General features: G+C 34.8%; 22 protein-coding genes and 1 riboswitch. Of the genes, 10 read left to right on the top strand and 12 right to left on the bottom strand.

From position 1 onward, the window contains the following. Positions 1-9: 9 nt before the first annotated feature. From htpG to KF816_07525, 9 genes are all read right to left on the bottom strand, one after another. The gene (gene htpG / locus KF816_07565; GenBank protein ID MBX3007871.1) at positions 10-1,920 is read right to left on the bottom strand and encodes a molecular chaperone HtpG; all 1,911 of its coding nucleotides are present in this window, start codon (positions 1,918-1,920) and stop codon (positions 10-12) included. Positions 1,921-2,027: 107 nt separating this feature from the next. After that, entirely contained in the window at positions 2,028-2,192 is a 165-nt protein-coding gene (gene tatA, locus KF816_07560; GenBank protein MBX3007870.1) for a twin-arginine translocase TatA/TatE family subunit, read from the bottom strand. Between the two features lie 58 nt (positions 2,193-2,250). Continuing rightward, positions 2,251-3,408, bottom strand: coding sequence for a homoserine O-acetyltransferase (gene metX, locus KF816_07555; GenBank protein ID MBX3007869.1), 1,158 nt, complete (start codon positions 3,406-3,408; stop codon positions 2,251-2,253). Positions 3,409-3,415: 7 nt separating this feature from the next. Further along, positions 3,416-3,940 (bottom strand): OsmC family protein, encoded by a 525-nt coding sequence (locus KF816_07550; GenBank protein MBX3007868.1) that lies wholly within the window; start codon positions 3,938-3,940, stop codon positions 3,416-3,418. A 152-nt stretch (positions 3,941-4,092) separates the two neighbouring features. After that, complete coding sequence (locus tag KF816_07545; GenBank protein MBX3007867.1) at positions 4,093-5,397, bottom strand: O-acetylhomoserine aminocarboxypropyltransferase/cysteine synthase; 1,305 nt, start codon at positions 5,395-5,397, stop codon at positions 4,093-4,095. An 86-nt stretch (positions 5,398-5,483) separates the two neighbouring features. After that, a riboswitch (SAM riboswitch) is annotated at positions 5,484-5,605 on the bottom strand. 224 nt (positions 5,606-5,829) lie between these two features. Next, positions 5,830-6,639 (bottom strand): pyrroline-5-carboxylate reductase, encoded by an 810-nt coding sequence (gene proC / locus KF816_07540; protein ID MBX3007866.1) that lies wholly within the window; start codon positions 6,637-6,639, stop codon positions 5,830-5,832. A 2-nt stretch (positions 6,640-6,641) separates the two neighbouring features. Next, complete coding sequence (gene asd / locus KF816_07535) at positions 6,642-7,682, bottom strand: aspartate-semialdehyde dehydrogenase (protein MBX3007865.1); 1,041 nt, start codon at positions 7,680-7,682, stop codon at positions 6,642-6,644. Positions 7,683-7,693: 11 nt separating this feature from the next. Further along, complete coding sequence (locus KF816_07530) at positions 7,694-9,088, bottom strand: aspartate kinase (GenBank protein ID MBX3007864.1); 1,395 nt, start codon at positions 9,086-9,088, stop codon at positions 7,694-7,696. A 162-nt stretch (positions 9,089-9,250) separates the two neighbouring features. Beyond that, positions 9,251-11,230, bottom strand: coding sequence for a hypothetical protein (locus tag KF816_07525; protein MBX3007863.1), 1,980 nt, complete (start codon positions 11,228-11,230; stop codon positions 9,251-9,253). Positions 11,231-11,308: 78 nt separating this feature from the next. On the opposite strand from KF816_07525, the gene KF816_07520 reads away from it, so the two are divergent. Further along, positions 11,309-12,673 (top strand): MATE family efflux transporter, encoded by a 1,365-nt coding sequence (locus KF816_07520; GenBank protein ID MBX3007862.1) that lies wholly within the window; start codon positions 11,309-11,311, stop codon positions 12,671-12,673. Between the two features lie 3 nt (positions 12,674-12,676). Then, complete coding sequence (locus KF816_07515) at positions 12,677-13,597, top strand: DMT family transporter (protein ID MBX3007861.1); 921 nt, start codon at positions 12,677-12,679, stop codon at positions 13,595-13,597. Here KF816_07515 and KF816_07510 read toward each other — a convergent pair. From KF816_07510 to KF816_07500, 3 genes are all read right to left on the bottom strand, one after another. Further along, complete coding sequence (locus KF816_07510) at positions 13,589-14,392, bottom strand: hypothetical protein (protein ID MBX3007860.1); 804 nt, start codon at positions 14,390-14,392, stop codon at positions 13,589-13,591. The two genes, KF816_07515 and KF816_07510, sit on opposite strands and share 9 nt — an antisense overlap. Positions 14,393-14,497: 105 nt before the next feature. Next, positions 14,498-14,905 (bottom strand): peptide-methionine (R)-S-oxide reductase MsrB, encoded by a 408-nt coding sequence (msrB, locus tag KF816_07505; GenBank protein ID MBX3007859.1) that lies wholly within the window; start codon positions 14,903-14,905, stop codon positions 14,498-14,500. A 121-nt stretch (positions 14,906-15,026) separates the two neighbouring features. Then, entirely contained in the window at positions 15,027-15,965 is a 939-nt protein-coding gene (locus KF816_07500) for an SPOR domain-containing protein (GenBank protein ID MBX3007858.1), read from the bottom strand. A 134-nt stretch (positions 15,966-16,099) separates the two neighbouring features. Here KF816_07500 and KF816_07495 point away from each other — a divergent pair, with 134 nt between their 5' ends. The 8 genes from KF816_07495 to nuoK are packed head-to-tail and all read left to right on the top strand — an operon-like array spanning position 16,100 to position 21,138. Then, entirely contained in the window at positions 16,100-16,519 is a 420-nt protein-coding gene (locus KF816_07495) for an NADH-quinone oxidoreductase subunit A (GenBank protein ID MBX3007857.1), read from the top strand. Positions 16,520-16,521: 2 nt separating this feature from the next. Beyond that, the gene (gene nuoB / locus KF816_07490; protein MBX3007856.1) at positions 16,522-17,013 is read left to right on the top strand and encodes an NADH-quinone oxidoreductase subunit NuoB; all 492 of its coding nucleotides are present in this window, start codon (positions 16,522-16,524) and stop codon (positions 17,011-17,013) included. A 6-nt stretch (positions 17,014-17,019) separates the two neighbouring features. Next, positions 17,020-17,550 carry an NADH-quinone oxidoreductase subunit C gene (locus KF816_07485; protein ID MBX3007855.1) on the top strand — a complete coding sequence of 177 codons (531 nt, stop codon included), beginning with the start codon at positions 17,020-17,022 and terminating at the stop codon, positions 17,548-17,550. A gap of 1 nt (position 17,551) precedes the next feature. Then, positions 17,552-18,667 carry an NADH-quinone oxidoreductase subunit D gene (locus KF816_07480; protein MBX3007854.1) on the top strand — a complete coding sequence of 372 codons (1,116 nt, stop codon included), beginning with the start codon at positions 17,552-17,554 and terminating at the stop codon, positions 18,665-18,667. Further along, on the top strand, positions 18,667-19,734 hold the full coding sequence (nuoH, locus tag KF816_07475) for an NADH-quinone oxidoreductase subunit NuoH (GenBank protein ID MBX3007853.1): 1,068 nt from the start codon (positions 18,667-18,669) through the stop codon (positions 19,732-19,734). Before KF816_07480 ends, nuoH begins: the two co-directional genes overlap by 1 nt. Before the next feature lie 7 nt (positions 19,735-19,741). Further along, entirely contained in the window at positions 19,742-20,314 is a 573-nt protein-coding gene (locus tag KF816_07470) for an NADH-quinone oxidoreductase subunit I (GenBank protein ID MBX3007852.1), read from the top strand. An 11-nt stretch (positions 20,315-20,325) separates the two neighbouring features. Then, positions 20,326-20,823 (top strand): NADH-quinone oxidoreductase subunit J, encoded by a 498-nt coding sequence (locus KF816_07465; protein MBX3007851.1) that lies wholly within the window; start codon positions 20,326-20,328, stop codon positions 20,821-20,823. A gap of 3 nt (positions 20,824-20,826) precedes the next feature. Next, entirely contained in the window at positions 20,827-21,138 is a 312-nt protein-coding gene (gene nuoK, locus KF816_07460; GenBank protein MBX3007850.1) for an NADH-quinone oxidoreductase subunit NuoK, read from the top strand. Position 21,139 lies beyond the last annotated feature (1 nt).

Raw genomic sequence — 21,139 nt, 5'->3', positions numbered from 1 at the left:
TACATTTGTTTATGATATGTTTTTCACCGAAACATACCAATCGCTTGATTTTTCAAGTAATTCATTCATACGTTTAATTAATTGATGTGGATCTTCAAGAGAACCTTCCTGAAGTAGAGCAGAGTCAAATAATTGTGCGGTAATAGATTCAATATACTCATCATTGGAATCTTTTTGAAATACCTTAACCATATTTCGAACTAATTTATGATCGGGATTTACTTCCATCAATTTTTTCTGCTCACCGCCAAATCCTTGATTAGCCAGTTTCATCATCTTAAGCATAGAAGCTGATAGCCCCTCATCTTTAGAAACCAAACAAACTGGACTTCCAACTAAACGTTTTGATTCAGCTACATCTTCTACTTTATCACCTAAAATACTTTTCATCTTGGAAAGGAGGCTGAAAAAGTGTTTTTTCTCATCACCGCTAAGTTCACCGAGATCATTTTTCTTTTCCTCAACATCTTGAATATCATTTAGAGTTTTTAGGTCAGCAGTATCAACCGACTTGAATTCAAACTCTTTATATTTTCTCAATGAATTTATAACAAATTCATCAACAGGATCGGTAAGATAAAGAACTTCAATTCCTTTTCGTTTAAAGATTTCAATATGCGGATCGAGCTCAAATGCTTCACGACTCTGCCCCGTAATATAGAATATCTCTTTTTGCTTTTCCTTGAAACGGGCAGCGTAATCACCCAGCGAAACAAGTTCATTTTTGTCTTTGCATGAAGAAGAATTGAATCTCAGCAAATCCAATATTTTATCATGATTAACGAAATCACTGTAGCCGAGTTTAAATATTCTCCCATGCTGTTTCCAAAACTCATTGTAAGCTTCGGCATCATTTTTAGCTTTATCCAGCAAATAATTCAAAATTGTTGCGGTTACGCTCGACGCTATTTTTGAGAATACAACATTCTCTTGCAGAGTTTCGCGAGAAATGTTTAGTGGTAAATCCTCACTATCAACAACACCTTTCACAAAACTTAAATATTCAGGGAGTAGATCTTTGTTTTTATGCTGGATTAATACTCGCCGAACATAAAGGTCTAACCCGTAATTATCTCGATCCATCCAGAAAAATTCGTTGCTTTTCTTTGGAATAAATACCAGTACGTTGAATTGAATTGGTGCATCAACAGTTTTATGTATTGTTTCCATTGGTGCTTCTGAATCATAACTTAAAAATTTATAAAACTCTTCGTATTGTTCTTTACTAATATTTGATTTTGGCTCACGCCAAATAGCCGCTACAGTATTAATTTTTTCAGATTCAACAAAAATTGGGTATGAAATAAAATTGGAATGTTTTTTAATCGCGCTTTCAACTTTATATTTCTGGGAGAATTCTTTTGCGTCTTCTTTTAGATGAATCTCGATTTGTGTCCCGCGTTTAATATTTTCATCCGGTGTACTAATTTCATAATCGCCTAGTCCATCAGAAGTCCACTCAACAGCAGGTTCTTCTTTTTTAAATGATTTAGTTTTAATAATAACTTTCTGGGCAGCCATAAAAACTGAATAAAAGCCCACTCCAAATTTTCCAATGAGATTATTCGCGTCAGCTTTCGCATCGGCAATCATTTTCACAAATTCTTCGGTGCCCGATTTAGCTATTGTACCAATATTTGCAATGAGATCATCGTGAGTCATTCCAACCCCGGTATCGATGATTCTTATTATATTATTTTTTTCATCTAATTCAATTTTAATTTCGAGAGCTAAATCTTTGTCCTGAATATCGGTACCTTTATTCGACTCGAATCTAAGTTTATCTAATGCATCTGAGGCATTCGAAATCAATTCACGGAGAAATATTTCACGGCTTGTGTATAGTGAGTGTACTAAAATATCAAGTAGTTTTTTGACTTCAGCTTTAAATTCATATTTTTTGGAATGAGCAGAACTCATAATTCCCTCCCTAATATATTATTGGAATTATTAATTAAATTTGCGACGCAAAAATAGTAATTAGAGAAATATTCTTCAATTTAAGAATTGTTATTCGGAAGGAGCATTTATTTCTTGTTTTCTTCCTCTTCTTTTTCTCCCTTTAACCCTTTTTTGAACTGCTTTACTCCATCCCCTATTCCTCTCATCAATTCCGGAATTTTTTTACCACCAAAAAGTAGAATTAATATAAAAACAATAATTATTATTTCTGTTGCCCCAATATTTCCCATCGCATAACCCTTAAAATTTATGTGCTAATATAATCACAAACCACTTAAAAAATAACATTTATAAGGAGGATAAAAACTTACCTATTATTTTATTTAATTGATCAAACTCAATTAAAAAAGCATCATGCCCATGTTTCGATTTAATTTCTGCGTACTTTGCATTGGGAATAGATTCAGCAATTTCACTCTGTTCTTTTGCCGGATATAGTAAATCAGTATCGATTCCAATGCAGAGAGTTTTTGCTTTAATTTGAGAAAGTGCTTTTTTCAACCCGCCTCTTTCGAAACCGACATCATGCGAATCCATTGCCCAGGTTATATATAAATATGAATTTGCGTCGAATCGCTCTACAAGTTTTTTCCCTTGATATGTTAAATAACTTTGAACTTGATAGTGATTATCGAGATCAAAGGGGGCATTTCCATTAATCTGATCCCTTCCAAATTTTTCTTGAAATGAGGGCATCGATCTGAAGCTTATCATAGTTGCTTCACGAGCTAAAGCCAATCCGTTTATCGGTTGTTCAGAATAATTCCCATTGTTCCAAATTGGATCATTCATAATAGCTTTACGAGCAATTTCATTCCACGAAATACCCCATGCTGAATGAGCGGACGACGTTGCAATTGGTATTATTGATTCCACCATCTCTGGATACATATATGCCCATTCAAGTGCCTGCATTCCACCAAGTGAACCGCCGCTGATTGTTTTAATTTTTCTTATACCGAGATAATCTGCCAACTTTTTCTGAACGCGAATCATATCACGTACATGAACAAATGGAAATGAGAGATTATATTTTTGGTTAGTTAGAGGATTTATTTCTGCCGGCCCACTTGTTCCATAACAGCTTCCTAAAAAATTACTGCAGAGAATAAAATACCGGTCGGTATCAAATAATTTTCCAGGGCCAATTAATGAATCCCACCATCCGGGTTTGCCAAAATTCATTTTATTATACTTTTCAAGAAATTCATTGCCAATGCAATTTTGGACTTCTTCTTCATCAACAATGCCCGCGGCATGTGCCAATCCGGTTAAGGCATGGCAGATAATAATTGCATTATCACCATTCGGATTTAATTCACCATAAGTCTGATACGCAACTTTAACTCTTGAAAGAGTTCTACCACATTCCAAAGTTAACGGAGAAGCTTCGCTGAAGAATTCAACGAAGCTCGTCCTTGCTTTTACGCAACAATCAGTTTCCATAATTTATTTACGCTGCTTTTTGTTTATTCACAATTTTTAATTGACCGGACACTTCCGTTTTATTAGCAATAATATCCAATACCGGGCAATGATTTTCTACGATAGCCGCCAATTCAAATAATTTATTTTCATCGGTAGAACTGGTGATTATAGTTTCATACTCCACTTTTTGAAAACCGGGGCGTATCGTTTTATCTAAACCAAATAATCCTTTTAAATCTAGTGTTCCCTTTACTTTCACTTGAACATTTTCGAGTTCAATACCTAAAAAAGAGGCATAGGCAGAATACAAAATTTCTTGACATGCACCAAGTGACGCCAAAACATATTCAACAGGATTTGGGGCGGAATCAGAACCTCCTAATTCATGCGGCTCATCAATATTAAATGAGAAATTTCTGATTCTTGCATTTGTAAGAACACCTTTTACCAAATGAGTGTCAGCTGAAAAAGTAGCTACACTATTTTTTGAACCGCTCTGAATTGCTTCAACGGCGGAACCTAATTTATTTTTTAATTCAACTTGTGACATATATTTCCTTTCAACTATTGGTTTCGTTTTTGGTTTATATGTCCTTGCAAGAACTTTAAATCAAGAGTGGCCAGCTCCCAATTCTTATAACTTATTTCAATCTCTTTTCAATTTATCTAAACTTTGTAGTACTGTTATTATAAAGAAACAATTTAGACAGATAATTTTAATGCTTGATCAAAATCCTCAATTATATCATCAATATGTTCTAATCCTACTGATACACGAATTAGATCTGGTGTGACTCCACTTTCCAATTGTTCTTTCTCGTCCAACTGTTGATGAGTAGTTGAATTTGGATGAATAACCAAAGTTTTCGCGTCACCCACATTTGCCAATAAGCTGGCAAGTTTTACATTACTAATAAATTTCTTTCCAGCTTCCGCTCCGCCTTTAATTCCGAAGGTTATTATAGATCCAAATAAACCATTGCGGAAATATTTTTTCGCGTTGGCGTTTGAGGGACTTGTTTCTAAGCCGGGATAATTAACCCATGTAACTTGAGGTTGATTTGACAACCATTTTGCAAGGGCCAAACTATTCTGTCCATGTCTCTCAATTCGTAATGATAAAGTTTCCAAACCTTGCAATAATAAAAATGAATTAAATGGGCTTAAGCATGGGCCCAGATCACGCAGTCCTTCAACTCTTGCACGAATGATAAATGCAATATTTCCGAAAGGTCCACCCGATCCAAAAATATCCCAGAATTTAATTCCATGATAACCCGGGCTCGGTTCTGTGAAAATTGGGAATTTACCATTGCCCCAATTAAATTTTCCCGAATCTACTATTACACCACCTATTGATGTACCATGCCCACCAATCCATTTTGTTGCCGAGGCAACAACTATATCCGCACCATGATCTATTGGTCTTGCTAAATATCCAGCCGCGCCAAAAGTATTATCAACAATAAGTGGGATGTTATGCTTATGGGCTACTTCTGCGAGCTTATCTATTTGAGGAACATTTAACTTTGGATTACCGATTGTTTCGATATACAACGCTTTGGTTTTATCATCAATTAATTTTTCGAAATCGGTTGGATCATCACCATCAACAAATTTAACATTAATGCCTAATCTTGGGAATGTTACTTTGAATTGATTGTAAGTTCCGCCGTATAGCAAACTTGTCGAAACAATATTTTCGCCCGCTTGAGCAATAGTTGTAATTGCTAATAATTGAGCCGCTTGTCCCGATGAAGTAGCAAGTGCCGCAACGCCCCCTTCAAGTGCCGCGATCCTCTGTTCGAATACATCAGTAGTCGGGTTCATTATTCTGGTATAAATATTTCCAAATTTTTGAAGGGCAAATAAATCTGCGGCATGCTGAGCGTCATCAAACACGTAAGATGTTGTTTGATAAATTGGGACCGCTCGTGAGTTAGTTGATTTATCCGGCGATTGGCCAGCGTGAAGCTGTAATGTTTCGAAACGATATTTATTGCTCATTTTGCATCCTTTCTTACTTTGTTTTGAAATAAAAAAACCTCTTCGCGGAAAAGTGATTTACGAAGAGGTTTTTTTCAAAACATCTTCTCTCATCTTTCCCTTTTTTTAAAAACTTTACTCGGGCAGGAAGTAGCACCATGACTCCCGAAAAACGGGACGGTTGCTAAGGTTTCATTGGGCCTGTTCCCTCAACCTTTCTCGATAAGAGCCATAATAAAAAAAGAACAAAAACTAAAAAGCCCTTCGAGCTTGTGAGCGGAAGGGCTTTTTGAAACTTCATTTATAAAGTTACAATGCTTCCTTCCTGTAATAACAGGGCATCATACACATACACATAATTAGAATTCTGCTTTCGATATTTATTTTTTTGTTATTCATAATCTGGGCGCAAAGATAATTGCATAAATATGCTTTGTCAAGCAAAAAATTACATTATGTCTTATCTGCATAAATTTTTGCCGCCTTCTCCGCAGAAGTAACTATTCCTTTAATCATTGCGGAACTAAAGCCATGATGTTCCATTTGATTTAATCCACTTATAGTAATACCTCTTGGTGTTGTTACTTTATCAACTTCATTTTCAGGATGATTTTTATTTTCAAGAAGTAGAGAAGCTGCTCCTTTCGCGGTTTGAGCAGCCATTAATATTGCCTCTTCAGCATGAAAGCCAATTTCAATTCCACCTTGAGACGCAGCTCGTATAGCTCGAAGGAAAAATGCTATCCCGCAAGCGCACAACGCAGTTGCGGGACCCATTAATTCTTCCTTTATCACTAATGATATACCAAGTGTATTAAAAATCTTTTCCGCACTTTCGAGAGCATCCTTATCATCAGAACTTAGACATGTCATCGATTCTTGTATCGCGATTGCTGTATTTGGCATAGCACGAACAATGCTCACTTTTTTGTTAATCACATTTTGAATAGCAGAAATTGTTGCGCCCGATACAACAGACATGATTATATGTTTTTTTTCAACCAGTACATCTTTTATTTCTTCAAGAAGATCATTCATTTGTTGTGGCTGTACAGCAATAATAATTATTTCAGAATTAGATACTGCTTTGATATTATCACTTAGTACTATATAGCCATTTTGTTCATATTCACTTAATGGAGCAATATTTCTTCTTGTGAGTATTATTTCATTCCTCTTATAAAGTTTAGAGTGAACTAAACCATTTGCGATCGAAAGCCCGATGTTGCCCCCACCAATTATTGCAACTCTTTTCTCACTCATATTTATCCTAATAATCCTTTTGATTTCATTAACTCGGCAATTAAAATTGTACCGCCAGCAGCCCCGCGCACTGTATTGTGAGAAAGAACAACAAATTTGAAATCGAATAATGAATCTTCACGCAATCTACCAACAGCAACTCCCATTCCTTTTTCTAAATTGCGATGAAGCTTAGGCTGTGGATATTTGCTCTCATAATAATATTGAACTGGAAATTTTGGCGCGCTGGGCAAATTTAACTCTTGAGGTACTGATTTAAAATTATTCCATGCTGAGATAATATCTTCAATACTGGCTTTCTTTTTCAACTTAATTTGTACACACTCGGTATGTCCATCAATTACAGGAACACGATTGCATTGGGCACTAATTTTAATATCAGAAAAGTCAATTTTTGAATTGCTGAGTTTACCAAGAATTTTTTTCGGTTCACTCTCCATCTTTCCCTCTTCGCCATCAATAAAAGGAATGACGTTATCATAAATATCAAGACTTGGCACTCCTGGATATCCGGCGCCGGAAACTGCCTGCATAGTAACAACATTCACCGATTCAATTTCAAATTGATCATGAATTGGTTTTAATGCTGTAACTAATCCTATTGTAGAGCAATTTGGGTTTGTAACAATACATCCTTTCCAATCAGATTGCGTTTTTACAAGTTCGAGATGATCCGGATTAACTTCGGGAATCATTAATGGAACATTTTCAAAAAAGCGGTGATTCTTGGCGTTTGAAATTACAACGTACCCGGCGTTGGCGAATTCACTTTCAATTTGGCCGGCTACATTAGAATCAAGTCCAGAAAAAACTACTTTAGCATTTAGATTAGGGAGGCATTCTTTCACAATCATATTTTTAAATTTTTCCGTTAGAGGCGTTTGCATAAACCAATTAACTGCTTCACCATAAGTTTTGCCAGCAGATTTTGATGATGCCGCTAATTCAGTTACTTCAAACCATGGATGATCTGCCAGCAATTCAACGAATTTTTGGCCAACACTTCCTGTTGCGCCAAGAATTGCTACATTAATCTTACTCATACTTGCCTCTTCTATTTTTTGGGTGAATTAAAAATTGAATCGTGTAAAACATTAAGCGCCTTTTTTAACTGTGCTTTTTTAATAACCATTGTAATATTTAATTGTGAAGAACCCTGTGCTATTGCAACAATATTAATTTCATTATTACCAAGCGCAGAAAATACTTTACCTGATATTCCGGGTGTATCAATCATATCCTCACCAACAACAGCAATCATAGATAAATCATGAATGACTTCAACCTTTTTTAATTGTCCTTCAAATATCTCGAGTTTTAATTCACTCTCGATTGCTTTCTTTGCGATAACGCTGCTTGAAGGAACAACAGCCAAACAAATTGTTGCGCCGGATGATCCTTGCGTAATCATTAACACATTAACTTTTGCTTTTGCAAGAGCACCAAATATTCTTGAGGTAATTCCCTCAATGCCGAGCATTCCGCTTCCTTCTATCTGAAGGAAGTGAATCTCATCAATTGAAGAAATTCCTTTTACGCTAAATTGTATCTGCGGCTCTCTCTCAAGAATTACAGTTCCCTTGAAGGAAGGATTAAAAGTATTCTTAATTCTAATTTTTATTTTATTCTGTAGCGCGGGGAGCATTGTTGGAGGATAAATAACTTTTGCGCCAAAATGTGAAAGCTCAATTGCCTCTTGATAAGTGACTGCTTTTAAGGTAAAAGCATTTTCCACTTTTCTCGGATCTGCTGTCATAATCCCATCAACATCAGTCCATATTTCAATTTCATTTACATCGAGAGCCGCACCAATAACTGAAGCGGTATAATCGCTACCTCCTCTTCCGAGTGTGGTAGTTTCATTATTTTCAGTTGAAGAAATAAAACCGGTTACAATTTGAAGATTTTTATTTTTCGAGAAATATTCTTTAATCAGCTGATTTGTAATTTCAAAATTAACTTTAGCGTAGCCAAATGAATCATCTGTTTTAATTACTGATCTTGTGTCTAAGAATCCGCAGTCAATTCCGCGTGATTGAATTGTTCGACTAATAATCCAGCAAGAAAGATACTCACCAAAACTTTGAACATAATCTAATGAACGAGGGGTAAGTTCCCTAATCTTATTAATGCTGTGTAAAAATTCATCTAGATCTGATAATATTGAGGATACTTCCTTCTTTATATCTTTTTTATACTTAGTACTAACCAGTTGATTAACCGTATCGATATGACGTTTTTTAATTTCATCGAATGACTCCTTATAAGATCCGTCCCCTTCTGAAGCTTGCTTTGCACTATATATTAACTTATCGGTAATTTTAGTCATTGCAGAGCAAACTACTGCTATGCGTTCACTCCGCTTTAAATAATCTTCGATTATATTAATTACACCATTTATTTTGCCGGCATCACCAACCGATGTGCCGCCAAATTTGAGTACTTTCATAAATTTTATATAGAATGTTAAAAAGTTGCGCAAGGATAAGATTGTGAAAGCAAAAAAACAAGTGGTACGATATAATTATATCATTTTTATTTAAATGTATAATTATGCAAAACAATTTTTTTGAGGATATAGCAATCGCAGTGACCATCTGTGAAACTATATTCAATTAATTTTAAGTGTAGGTATAATATCGGGAGAATATTTCTTGGCTTCCATCAACATTTGGATGGCTCTTCTAGTATCTCCATTTTTCTGATAAATATTTTTTAAATATATCCTTGATATTGAATTCGTAGAATCCGTAGTCGATGCTTCTTCCAAGAAAGATTGAGCATTTTTGTAATCTCTTAAATGATAATAGGCCATTCCTTTTAGTGTTAAAGCTTCATTAGTTCTATCGGGACAAAAATAAATCACAGAATCAATTTTAGAGAATAATTCAGGTAATGAACTCGAATTCGGATTACTTGTTAAATTTAGGAAATCATTCGTAGCTTCAATATAATATTTCAAGTAGTCAACTTTGCATTCACTTTTTGATAATTGCCGAACATTTTCCATCTTTGTAAATATTGGGAGAAGCTGCTTTAGTTCATCTGAATAAAATAATTGAGTATAATAATTTTCATAAAATTCTGGCTGAATATAAACCGCGCATTCGGCAAAGGCACTTGGTTTTGCACCAGCGGGAAATATAATGTAATCGGGCCTTCTCAACATAACATATTTTGCGTTGTATCTTCTTTCTTTCCATAGTACCGGAAGATGATTGTCAATCCCCTCCTCTTCAAGTGGATTGTGAGCCGTATATTTATCGGTTAGTCCAACTAAGTCAATAATTTCAGAATTAGAGTAGAATGAAAAAGCACCAATTGTTGACATCGCAATCACCGGTTTAACATCATCTACTCTGGGACGGTCATTAATCCATCTTGCATAAATTTTCATCTTTTTAACCAGACCGGTTTCATAACTTCTCACTTCATGCATCTTCATTTTTTCGCTGTCCTGTATATAAATAAAGACCGGTATAAGTATCACAACAATTAGAATTAGTGTGAACCAAGAATTTAATTTACTCAAGACTGCAATTAATTCTGTAATCTTTATCAAGACTACCACAAACAACAAATATATTAGGGGTAGCACCGGAAGAAAGAAACGGTTAATGGGAAGAACATCCCCGCCAATAAGTATAATTGAAATAATCCAAATAAAAATGAAACTATATAAGAGTGATAGTAACAATCTCATATACTTATATCTGAAAAGGTAAACCGGCAATATCAAAATAATTCCGTATCCTAAGTAGTGTCTAGCAAAATTGATGAAATATTCAATTCCTCTATTCAAATATTCCGCATTAAAACTCGTCTTTGCATAAAATGTGTTGGGCAAAGGATAGCCATAATAGAGAGTCTTGGCTAAGTAATATATCCCAACAATCATTATGTAGAATAAAATTTCACGCAACAATCTGCTTCTCAGAAAAAAAAGCAAGCGATGTTTTATATTTTTTCTTTTTTCAATTATTAGAGATATGGATGTATAGAAAAAAAATATTGCCGCTACAAGTAAACCTTCTGGACGGGTGAGCGAGACAAGTATCGAGAATATTACAAAAATATTACCTGCGCTATTATTATTTTTTCTTTTAATGATGAGTAAAATCATCATCATAATTAAAAAGAGAAATAGGGATGTTTCCATTCCGCTGATTCCCCAATAAATAAATGCAGGAGAAACGCTAAATAGTATTAGAGGTAATGCTGATATAATAATATTCTGCGCTTCTGATTTATTTATTACAATTTTCATTACTATTTTATTAAGGTTGTATACAGCAATTATAGTAAGAATTGAAAATAATATTGAGAGCATTTGGAGAGCCGTTTCAATATCACTCGCGAAAGCAAGAATTGGTACATTTAATAAAACCCAGGTAAAGTTAGTGTAGCCTTCCACTTTTTCATTTATATTAAAGACGAGTCCATTCCCTTCAATTAGATTCTTGGCATAAGTAAGTGAAGTAAAAGCATCATCCTGAATAAATCTTACTGAGTAAGCATTCCACACAAAAACAGTAATTATTATCGATAATATCGATACTTCGAGAACTCTATTTAATAACTTTGTTTCCATTTATTCCTTCTAAAAGAGATTGGAAATTTAATAAATGTTACCGGCAATCCTTATCTTTGCGCAATTAAATTTCAAAATATGAATTTAAAAGAACACATATCGGATACACTAAAACTTGCGATTCCAATATCAACGGGTCAATTAGGCCATGTTATGCTTGGTGTGGTTGATAGTTTAATGGTTGGTAAATTGGGGGCAGTTCCACTTGCAGCAGCTAGTTTGGTTAATGGATTATTTTTTTTGATAATAGTAATTGGTATTGGAATGACAATGGCAGCTTCTCCATTAATTGCGATGGCAAAAGGGAGAGGCAGAAATAAGGAATGCGGGCAAATATTAAATCACTCTCTACTCATTAATATTATTTTTGCGTTCGTATTAATTTTTCTGATGTATGGTTTATCATTTCTATTACCTTATATGAATCAGCCTGATGAAGTGGTAAATGAAGCAATTCCATATCTGCGAACACTTATCGCATCAATAATTCCATTCATAATTTTTCAATGCTACAGACAATTTTTGGAAGGATTAAGTGAACCGATTCCTCCGATGATAATATCACTATCAGCCAACATACTGAATGCGTTCCTAAATTGGATTTTCATATTCGGGAACTTGGGATCACCGAAATTAGGATTATTGGGTGCGGGAATTGCAACTACCGGAACAAGATGGACAATGGCGATTGCATTAATGGTTGTCACACTCAATTATAAAAAAGTAATAAATTTTAATCCTTCATTCACTTTAAAGATTATTGACCGCGCATTACTGAAAAAATTATTTTCGATAGGATTGCCGAGCGGACTCCAATATTTCTTGGAGGTTGGATGTTTTGTTTGCGCCGCGGTTATGATTGGTTGGATTGGTGCTGTCCCCCTTGCCGCTCATCAAATCGCAATTAATCTAGCTTCAATTACTTATATGATTATACTTGGAATTTCTTCTGCCGGCATGATTCGAGTGGGTTTATCTGTTGGAAGAGGAAATAAAGATGATTTACGAAAATCGGGATTTACATCAATTGGTTTATCTGCGGCATTAATGCTAACTTTTGGAGTGATTTTTATCATAATGAAAGATCTACTTCCTCAATTTTATATTGATGATGTTAAAGTGATTGAGTTAGCCTCACAGTTGATAATTGTAGCTGCGTTGTTTCAATTGTTTGACGGGCTTCAGGCATCGGGCATTTCAGTCTTAAGAGGACTAACCGATGTAAAAGTTCCTCTATTCATTTCTTTTGGTTCCTACTGGCTAATTGGAATTCCTGTTGCTTATTTATTAGGATTTACTTTTCAATTAGGCACTGTAGGAATTTGGATCGGGCTATTAATTGGGTTAATTGTTTTAGGCAGTTTGTGTGTGTTACGTTTTAACAAAAAATCAAAAGAAGAAATAATACTAACCGAAGAAGATCAAAAGACTTTAATAGGATGATTCATGAATAAATTTGCTCCTATATTTATTATTGTTGCGGCCTCACTCTGGGGATTTGATGGGGTAGTTCTTCGGCCCTCTCTTTATAATTTGCCAGTATCATTGGTTGTTTTTATTGAAAGTTTGATTGTTGTTGCTTTATTATCCCCTATTTTGTTTAAAAAATTTGATGTAATAAAAAATTTGAATCGAAATGACTGGATAGCATTTTTAGGTGTTGGAGTTTTTGGAGGCGCACTTGGAACTATGGCAATAACTCAAGCACTTTTCTTTGTAAATTATGTTAATCTTTCTGCAGTAATATTAATTCAAAAATTGCAGCCGGTATTTGCTTTAGCATTCGCCGCAATCTTGTTAAAAGAAAAACTTGAAAATAATTTTTTTATCTGGTCTGGGCTCGCGATTCTAGGCACCTATTTGATGACATTCGGTGTAACTCTTCCAAATTTTAATACGGGTGAAAAAACAATTATAGCTGCATCGCTTTCATTAATTGCGGCAATTAGTTTTGCTTCTTCAACAGTACTAAGTAAAAGAGCATTAAAAAATGTGAGCTTTGAAGTCGGTACATACTTAAGATTTTTGATAGCAGCAATCGCAATGTCTATTATAGTCCTATTTTCATCAAGTTATGAATCAGCTGTAACAATCTCATCAGCTCAATGGTTAATATTTCTTTTGATAGCTTTTACAACCGGTGGCGCGGCAATTTTTTTATACTATTTTGGTTTAAAAAGAATTTCTGCATCGGTGGCTACAATTTGCGAATTGGCATTTCCGTTAACTGCGTTAATTCTAGAATATTTATTACGCGATAACTACTTAGATATTTATCAGTGGGTTGGAGTACTAATTTTAATTGTTAGCATATTAAAAGTGAGTGGGAACACCTTGTTCGCAAATAAAAACAAAAAGCTAATTTGATTTTATAGGAGTTGTTAAATCCAAAAGAAGTTTCCACACTTCGTTTTGTTTTATCCATACATGAAAGAAAGTGTATTTGTTCCTTTCAGAATTTTCATGAACTTCCGCCAAGCCAAAAGTAAAGCCAAAATCATTTGCCTTTGATATTTTACCAGCTACCGGATTGAGTTCATAATTTAGGTTCTCATTTTTATAATAAGTTGAAGTTTCTTTTACCCCAACGATTGGTAAACTATTTTCTCTAAGGATTCTGGAACCATTAAATAAGTAAGGCTCAATTAAAGCAGAATATGATTTTTCTTTAATTGAATTAGTTATTCGTTTCTCTATCTCGATTAATTCATTGTCTTGCGAAAATTCTATGAAATCACTTAAAGGAACAATTTCAGATATATTTTTATGATCTATAATTTTGAACTCAAGAGGCGGTTCAGAATGACTTACTCCTTTATCAATTGCGAACTTCCAGCGCCCATCTTTCTGTTTTTGCCAGACTGTAGCAAAAGTACCATTTGCTAATGCGGTAGTATCACTCTCCTTTGATCTAATATTCCAGTACCCTGTTGAAAAAGCTAGATCACCAGAGTGTGAACAAATTACATAAATTGGAGCCCAATTAAGCAATGCATGACTTTCTTTTCTTTCAGAGTAATATTTTTTTGCGTTTGAAGGATATGGAGTGAAAAGTATTCCATCTTCAGCGGCATATTTAATAAAAGATTTGTTTATTCCAATTACCTTGGCCGCATTAATGAACTCATATTCTGAAGCTACAACATCATTGTAATCTTTCATAGATTGACAAAACACAAAATTTGTTGTCAATAGCAACATTATAAAAAGTTTACTGGCAGCCATAGAGTTCGACCAATAGAAATGAAAAATTTTATTACCATAATATTATTTTTCAACCGATTTTTTTTCAAATTCAATAGATACGGAGTTTATGCAATACCGTAAGCCGGTTGGATTTGGTCCATCATTAAATACATGCCCAAGATGACCGCCGCACTTTGAACACAATACTTCAATTCTAACCATAAAATGACTTGTATCAACATTTTCATCGATAACTTTATTATCTACCGGCTTATAGAAACTTGGCCATCCGCATCCTGCGTCAAATTTTGTTTGGGATTCGAATAAAATTTCACCACATCCAGCACATTTATATTTTCCTTCTTCAGTATGATCCCAATACTTGCCAGTAAACGCACGTTCCGTACCTTTTTCTCTCAATACTCTATATTGTTCTTCAGTTAATACTTTTTTCCATTCTTCTTCCGATTTAATAATTTTTTCTGGCATATCACTACCTTCATATTTTTTATTTGTGTGAATACATCCGGATAATACTTGAATTGAGAATATCGCGAGGAGTAGAATTTTCATTTGGCTTTCCTTTATAAGTAAAAGCTAAACAAATATATTATTTGATTTGTTTCATATAAGATTCAGTTGCTTCAATAGATGTAAAAAAACCGATTCTTACTCTGTACCAAGTACCGCCTCTATTTGGGAGGTCTGCTTGAACTAAAAAAGCATTATGTCCACGTCGTTTTAACTTCTGAACTTCCGATTCAGCTTTACGCTTATTTCTCCAAGCTGAAATTTGAAATGAATATTCCTTTCCATTGTAAAAAATCATGTCCTTAACATTAACATCTGTCTGAGAACTTGGTTGAGGAACTATCCCGGTATTTTTATTCTGATTTGATGAAGAAGTTTTCAACTCCTCACTTTTATCAACTTTTGATTCGGAGATATTACTAATTACAAGTTTCTCCGGGGCTTTAACAATTTCTGATTCTTTTTTATCACTATTAACTGGGGTAACAATTTTTATTTCGCTCTTTCCTTTTCCGTTAATCGTATCGGGTAAAGTTCTTGACTTAGGTTGTTGATCAATCTTTGCTACGGGTTGCGTTGTATTAATTTTTTCTTGTTCAGGAGTTATTCCCAAATAAGATGTTGCCCAATTAAAAATTTCAGTAACAGTTTTATTGCTTTCAATACTTTCAGCAAATTGAGTAGTGCTCGTGCTTAATCCTGGTCGTGATGCTTCTCCAAGTATTTTAAATTTATTGTCGTAAAAAAGTGTCCCAACCATTGTAAACTTCTTTGTTGTAACATTACATAATATTTGAGTTTTGATCTGAGAAATATTTTCGATATTTCTAAGCGTGATTGGGATTTTATAATTGGTAATACTTAGAAGCGAGATCTGGTTCTCAAATTGCTTCAAAGAACTTGTATCAACTAAAATTGATTGAGTAGAGTCTTCAAATATTTTTATCCATTTCTGATTTGAACTTTGGCTAAATAAAATTGCTGGAGCTAAAATCAATATTATTATTAGTGAACGCACTTTAGATTTATTTTTTTAATTTGAGGTTAAAGTTAGTTAAAAAATCATTTATGAAAAATATCAGAACTTTTAATCAGATTTCTTGACAATAAATCGATGATATGCTAATTTTTGCAAAACTAATTTTGAGTATGATGCTTACTGAATTCGGAAAAATTCTTATCTTTTTGATTTTGTCTATCGTATTTGTAATAATCACCTTATTTATATCCAAAATTATTAGACCGAATAGACCCACCCGTGAGAAATATCTTACCTATGAATGCGGTGAAAATCCCGAAGGTTCTCCCTGGGTCAAATTTAATATACGGTTTTATGTTGTGGCTTTAATCTTCCTAATCTTTGATGTAGAAGTTGTTCTTCTATTTCCATGGGCATTAGTATATAAAGAATATGGAATATTTGGTTTCTTAGCCGGCATCATCTTTTTAGTGGTATTAGGTGTGGGAATGGCTTACGAATGGAGGAAAGGAGATTTAGATTGGGCACGCCCAAATCCAAAAGCTCCAAAATTAGATGATATGCTTAAAAAAGTTGAAGTTAAAAAGGATTAGTAATGGGTTATCTGGATCAAGAATTTTCTGATGGAAATATAGTTGTTGCTAAAGTTGATGACCTAATGAACTGGGCTAGACTTTCTTCAATTTGGCAGCTTGGTTTTGGATTAGCCTGCTGCGCAATAGAGATGATGGCTACTTCTGCCTCACATTACGATTTTGATCGTTTCGGTGTAATTCCTAGAAATACTCCCCGGCAAGCTGATGCGATAATTATTTCTGGTACAGTAACTTTAAAAATGGCCATTAGAATAAAAAGATTATATGAGCAGATGCCAGATCCAAAATATATTATATCAATGGGTAGTTGTTCAAATTGCGGGGGACCATATTGGGAGCACGGATATCATGTATTAAAAGGTGTTGATCGGGTAATTCCAGTAGATGTTTATGTACCCGGGTGCCCCCCAAGACCGGAAGCTCTTCTTGAAGGATTGCTTAAACTTCAGGAAAAAATTAGAAATGAATCAACCAGAAAAAAATCTGCTTAATTATAAATGAAAGAACCCAAAGAAATATTTGAAAAACTAAAATCTGAATTTGGCGATTCCATTATATCTATCGATGAATCAACCCCGACTGAACCAATCATATTGATTGCTCCCGATAAAGTAACCACAGTTTGCCATTTTTTACGAACAAATGAAGATTTTCAATTTGATAGTTTAATGAACCTTTCGGGAGTAGATGAGGTGAATGGAACTAAGTTAAAAAATGAAGATGGGTCAGAGACGATAAGTGGTGGTAATTTAAGCATTTACTATCATCTATATTCCACCTCTCTTAAACATAAAATTACAATTAAAGCGTTAGTCGATCGAGATGATCCCAAGGTTGAATCAGTTTATTATGTTTGGCGATGCGCAGATTGGCATGAGCGTGAAGCATTTGATATGTATGGAATTGTATTTTTAAACCATCCTGATCTTAGAAGAATATTAATGCCTTACGACTGGGAAGCCGGTTATCCACTAAGAAAAGATTATAAAAATCCCGAATTTTATCAAGGAATGAAGGTCCCATACTAATATGAGTTTGAAAACCGAATCTATGATATTGAATATGGGACCCCAGCACCCATCTACTCACGGGGTTTTAAGACTTGAATTAGAACTCGAAGGCGAATTGATTTTAAATGTACGCCCACATATAGGATATCTGCACCGTTGTTTTGAGAAACACGCTGAAGCTTTAACTTATCCGCAAATTATTCCCTATACTGATAGAATGGATTACCTTGCTTCCATGTATAATAATTTCGGGTATGTCATTGCCGTTGAGAAACTACTGGGAATTCAGGTACCGGAGCGTGTTGAATATATTCGCGTCATAATGGGAGAATTGCAGCGTATTGCTTCTCACTTAGTGGCGGTTGGAACTTTCGGATTGGATATTGGCGCATTCACCCCCTTCCTCTATTTATTTAGAGATCGTGAAAAGATACTTAGCTTATTTGAAATGACTTGCGGTGCTCGACTTCTGTATAATTATATGTGGGTTGGCGGTTTATCGCATGATATTCACCCCGATTTTGTAAGACATACTAAAGAGTTTCTCAATTACTTCAAAGGCACAATTGTAGAATTAAACAACCTCCTTTCTTATAATAAAATATTTATTGAAAGAACAGCTAATATTGGTGTGCTCCCAGTTGATACTGCAATTAATTTTGGAGCAAGCGGACCAGTTCTTCGTGGTAGCGGTTTAGCATTTGACTTGCGACGAGAAGACCCCTACTCAATTTATGATAGATTCGATTTCGATATTCCGGTTGGTAAAGGATTGATGGGAACCGTAGGTGATTGCTGGGATCGATATTGGGTAAGAGTGCTTGAAATGGAACAAAGCATTCGCATCATTGAACAGGCAATAGATAGTATCCCGGAAGGCGATGTTCAATCTGCGATTCCTAAAAGAATAAAACCACCAAAAGGAACAGTCTATACACGAGTTGAAAATCCCCGTGGAGAATTAGGCTACTTTATAATAAGTGATGGGAATTTAACTCCTTTCAGAGTAAAAGTTAGAGCTCCCTCTTTTGTTAATCTTGAAGTCCTTGGCGAATTATGCAAAGGACATTTAGTTGCTGATGTTATTGCAATTCTTGGTAGTATAGATATTGTATTAGGAGAAGTTGACAGATAATGTACCAATTTATTTATGACATATCGGAAAGCTTAATTATTGCCACATTGTTCACAGCGGCAGTACCTTTAGTGTGGGTTCTCTTACATGCATTAATAGGTGTTTGGTTGGAAAGAAAAGTTTCGGCACATATGCAAGATAGAGTCGGACCAATGCGCACCGGCTGGCATGGTACATTTCAGACAATTGCTGACTTTATAAAGATGATACAAAAAGAAGATATTATTGCTTCAGATGCGGATAAAAAGCTTTATAACATTGCGCCAGTTCTAGTTTTTACAGGTAGTTTTGCGGCTTACGCGGCAATCCCTTTTTCAAGCGGACTGATCGGAAGTGAGATTGAAGTTGGTTTATTTTATATTCTAGCCATATCAAGTTTAGTAGTTGCTGGAATTTTAATGGCCGGATGGTCCTCCAATAATAAATATTCACTGCTTGGCGCAATGCGTTCAGCAGCCCAAATTGTTAGCTATGAAATCCCGACTGTATTAGTGGTTTTATCAATGGTTATGCTCACCGGAACACTCAGCCTGGAAAAAATTAGCGATCAACAAACTGCTTATTTTTGGAATTGGAATATTTTTGGCGGTGCAGAGTTTGGACTCACAAAATTTTTGCTCATTCCATTTATGTTTATTGGATTTACAATTTTATATATAAGTACACTAGCCGAAGTAAATAGAACTCCATTTGATATTCCCGAAGCCGAATCTGAATTAGTTGCCGGATATTTTACTGAGTATTGCGGTATGAAATGGGGCATCTTTATGCTTTCGGAATATGCCAATATGTTTGCAGTTTCAGCAATTATTTCTATTTTATTTTTTGGCGGATATCAATCACCCTTCGGATATCTTGGAAATAGTTTGGGAATTGAATGGTTGGTTCCTTTTGAACAAGGATTTTGGTTTTTGGCAAAAGGACTCTTTTTTGTGTTTGTTCAAATGTGGTTGAGATGGACTCTTCCCCGTTTACGTGTAGATCAACTAATGACTGTGTGCTGGAAATATTTAATTCCTTACGCATTTGTTAATCTAATTATCATTGGAATAATTTCTTTATTATAAAGTTTTTATGAGAGAATACTTTAGAAATACCTGGGATGGAATTTGGACTGTACTTGTTGGTATGAAAATTACCTTCAAGCATTTGTTTACACCTTCTGTCACAATTCAATATCCTGATGTGAAAGTAAAACTTCCGGAACGGGTTAGAAATAGATTATATGTAAATATGGATGATTGCATTGGCTGCGATCAATGTTCTCGAGCATGCCCAGTTAGTTGTATCGAAATTGAAACTGTTAAAAGTACACCAGGTGAAGATTTGGGTGTAACTTCAAATGGGAAAAAGAAAGCTCTCTGGGTTACTAAATTTAATATTGATATTGCCAAGTGTTGTTATTGTCAATTGTGTGTTTTTCCCTGCCCGACTGAATGCATTTATATGACTGATGTTTATGAGTTTGCTGAGTTTGAGAGGGAAAACTTAATTTATAAATTCGCAACATTGACCGATGCCGAAGCATTAGTTAAAAAAGAGAATTACGAAAAATTCCAGGCAGAAAAGGAAGCTCAAAAAGCCGCCGCCGCTGCCAAACCAAAAGAAACTCCAAAAGATTCACCGGCAGAAAATAAAACTGAATAGAGATTATTATAATGAGTTTTTACGATATCATATTTTATTTGTTCGCACTTATTACTCTTGTTTCGGCAGGATTTGTAGTCACAACTCGTAATATTGTTTATGCAGCTTTCAATCTACTACTCACTTTTTTTGGAGTTGCCGGCATTTATGTTTTACTCGCCGCGGATTTCCTTGCCATAGTTCAAATTATGGTTTATGTAGGTGGTATTCTTATTTTATTACTGTTCGGTGTGATGCTTACAAACAAAATTACTACTGTAGATATTCGTTCCGGTACCCTTCATCTTCTACCAGCATCTATTGGCATCGGACTTTTTATGGGAGCTGTAATTTCAGTAATGGTTTGGACAGATTGGAAATCTTTTCCCTCAGAAATTCCGATTACTACTACCAAAGACCTTGGAAGACTATTAATCACTGAATATATATTGATTTTTGAATTACTCGGCATCCTGCTGTTAATTGCTTTAATTGGCGCCGCATCAATTGCAAGAAGAGATAAGGAGTAAAATTTGTTAGAAGTAGGATTAACACATTTTTTAGTTGTAAGCGCAATACTTTTCTCCTTCGGGATTTATGGTGTTGTTACCAGAAAAAATGCTGTGATGGTTTTAATGGGAATAGAGTTAATTCTCAATTCAGCCAACATTAATTTTATTGCGTTTGCGAGGTATGGTAACTTCGGATATAGCGGTCAAGCCATCGCCCTTTTTGTAATAATACTTGCCGCGGCTGAAGCTGCAATTGCTCTGGCGATAGTTCTAAATTTATATAAGACATTTGCAAATGTTAACGTTGATGAAATCGATAATCTAAAAGAATAGC

The sequence above is a fragment of the Melioribacteraceae bacterium genome (assembly GCA_019638015.1).
Lineage (GTDB): Bacteria > Bacteroidota > Ignavibacteria > Ignavibacteriales > Melioribacteraceae > JAHBUP01.
This window is presented reverse-complemented; position numbering and strand designations above follow the sequence as displayed.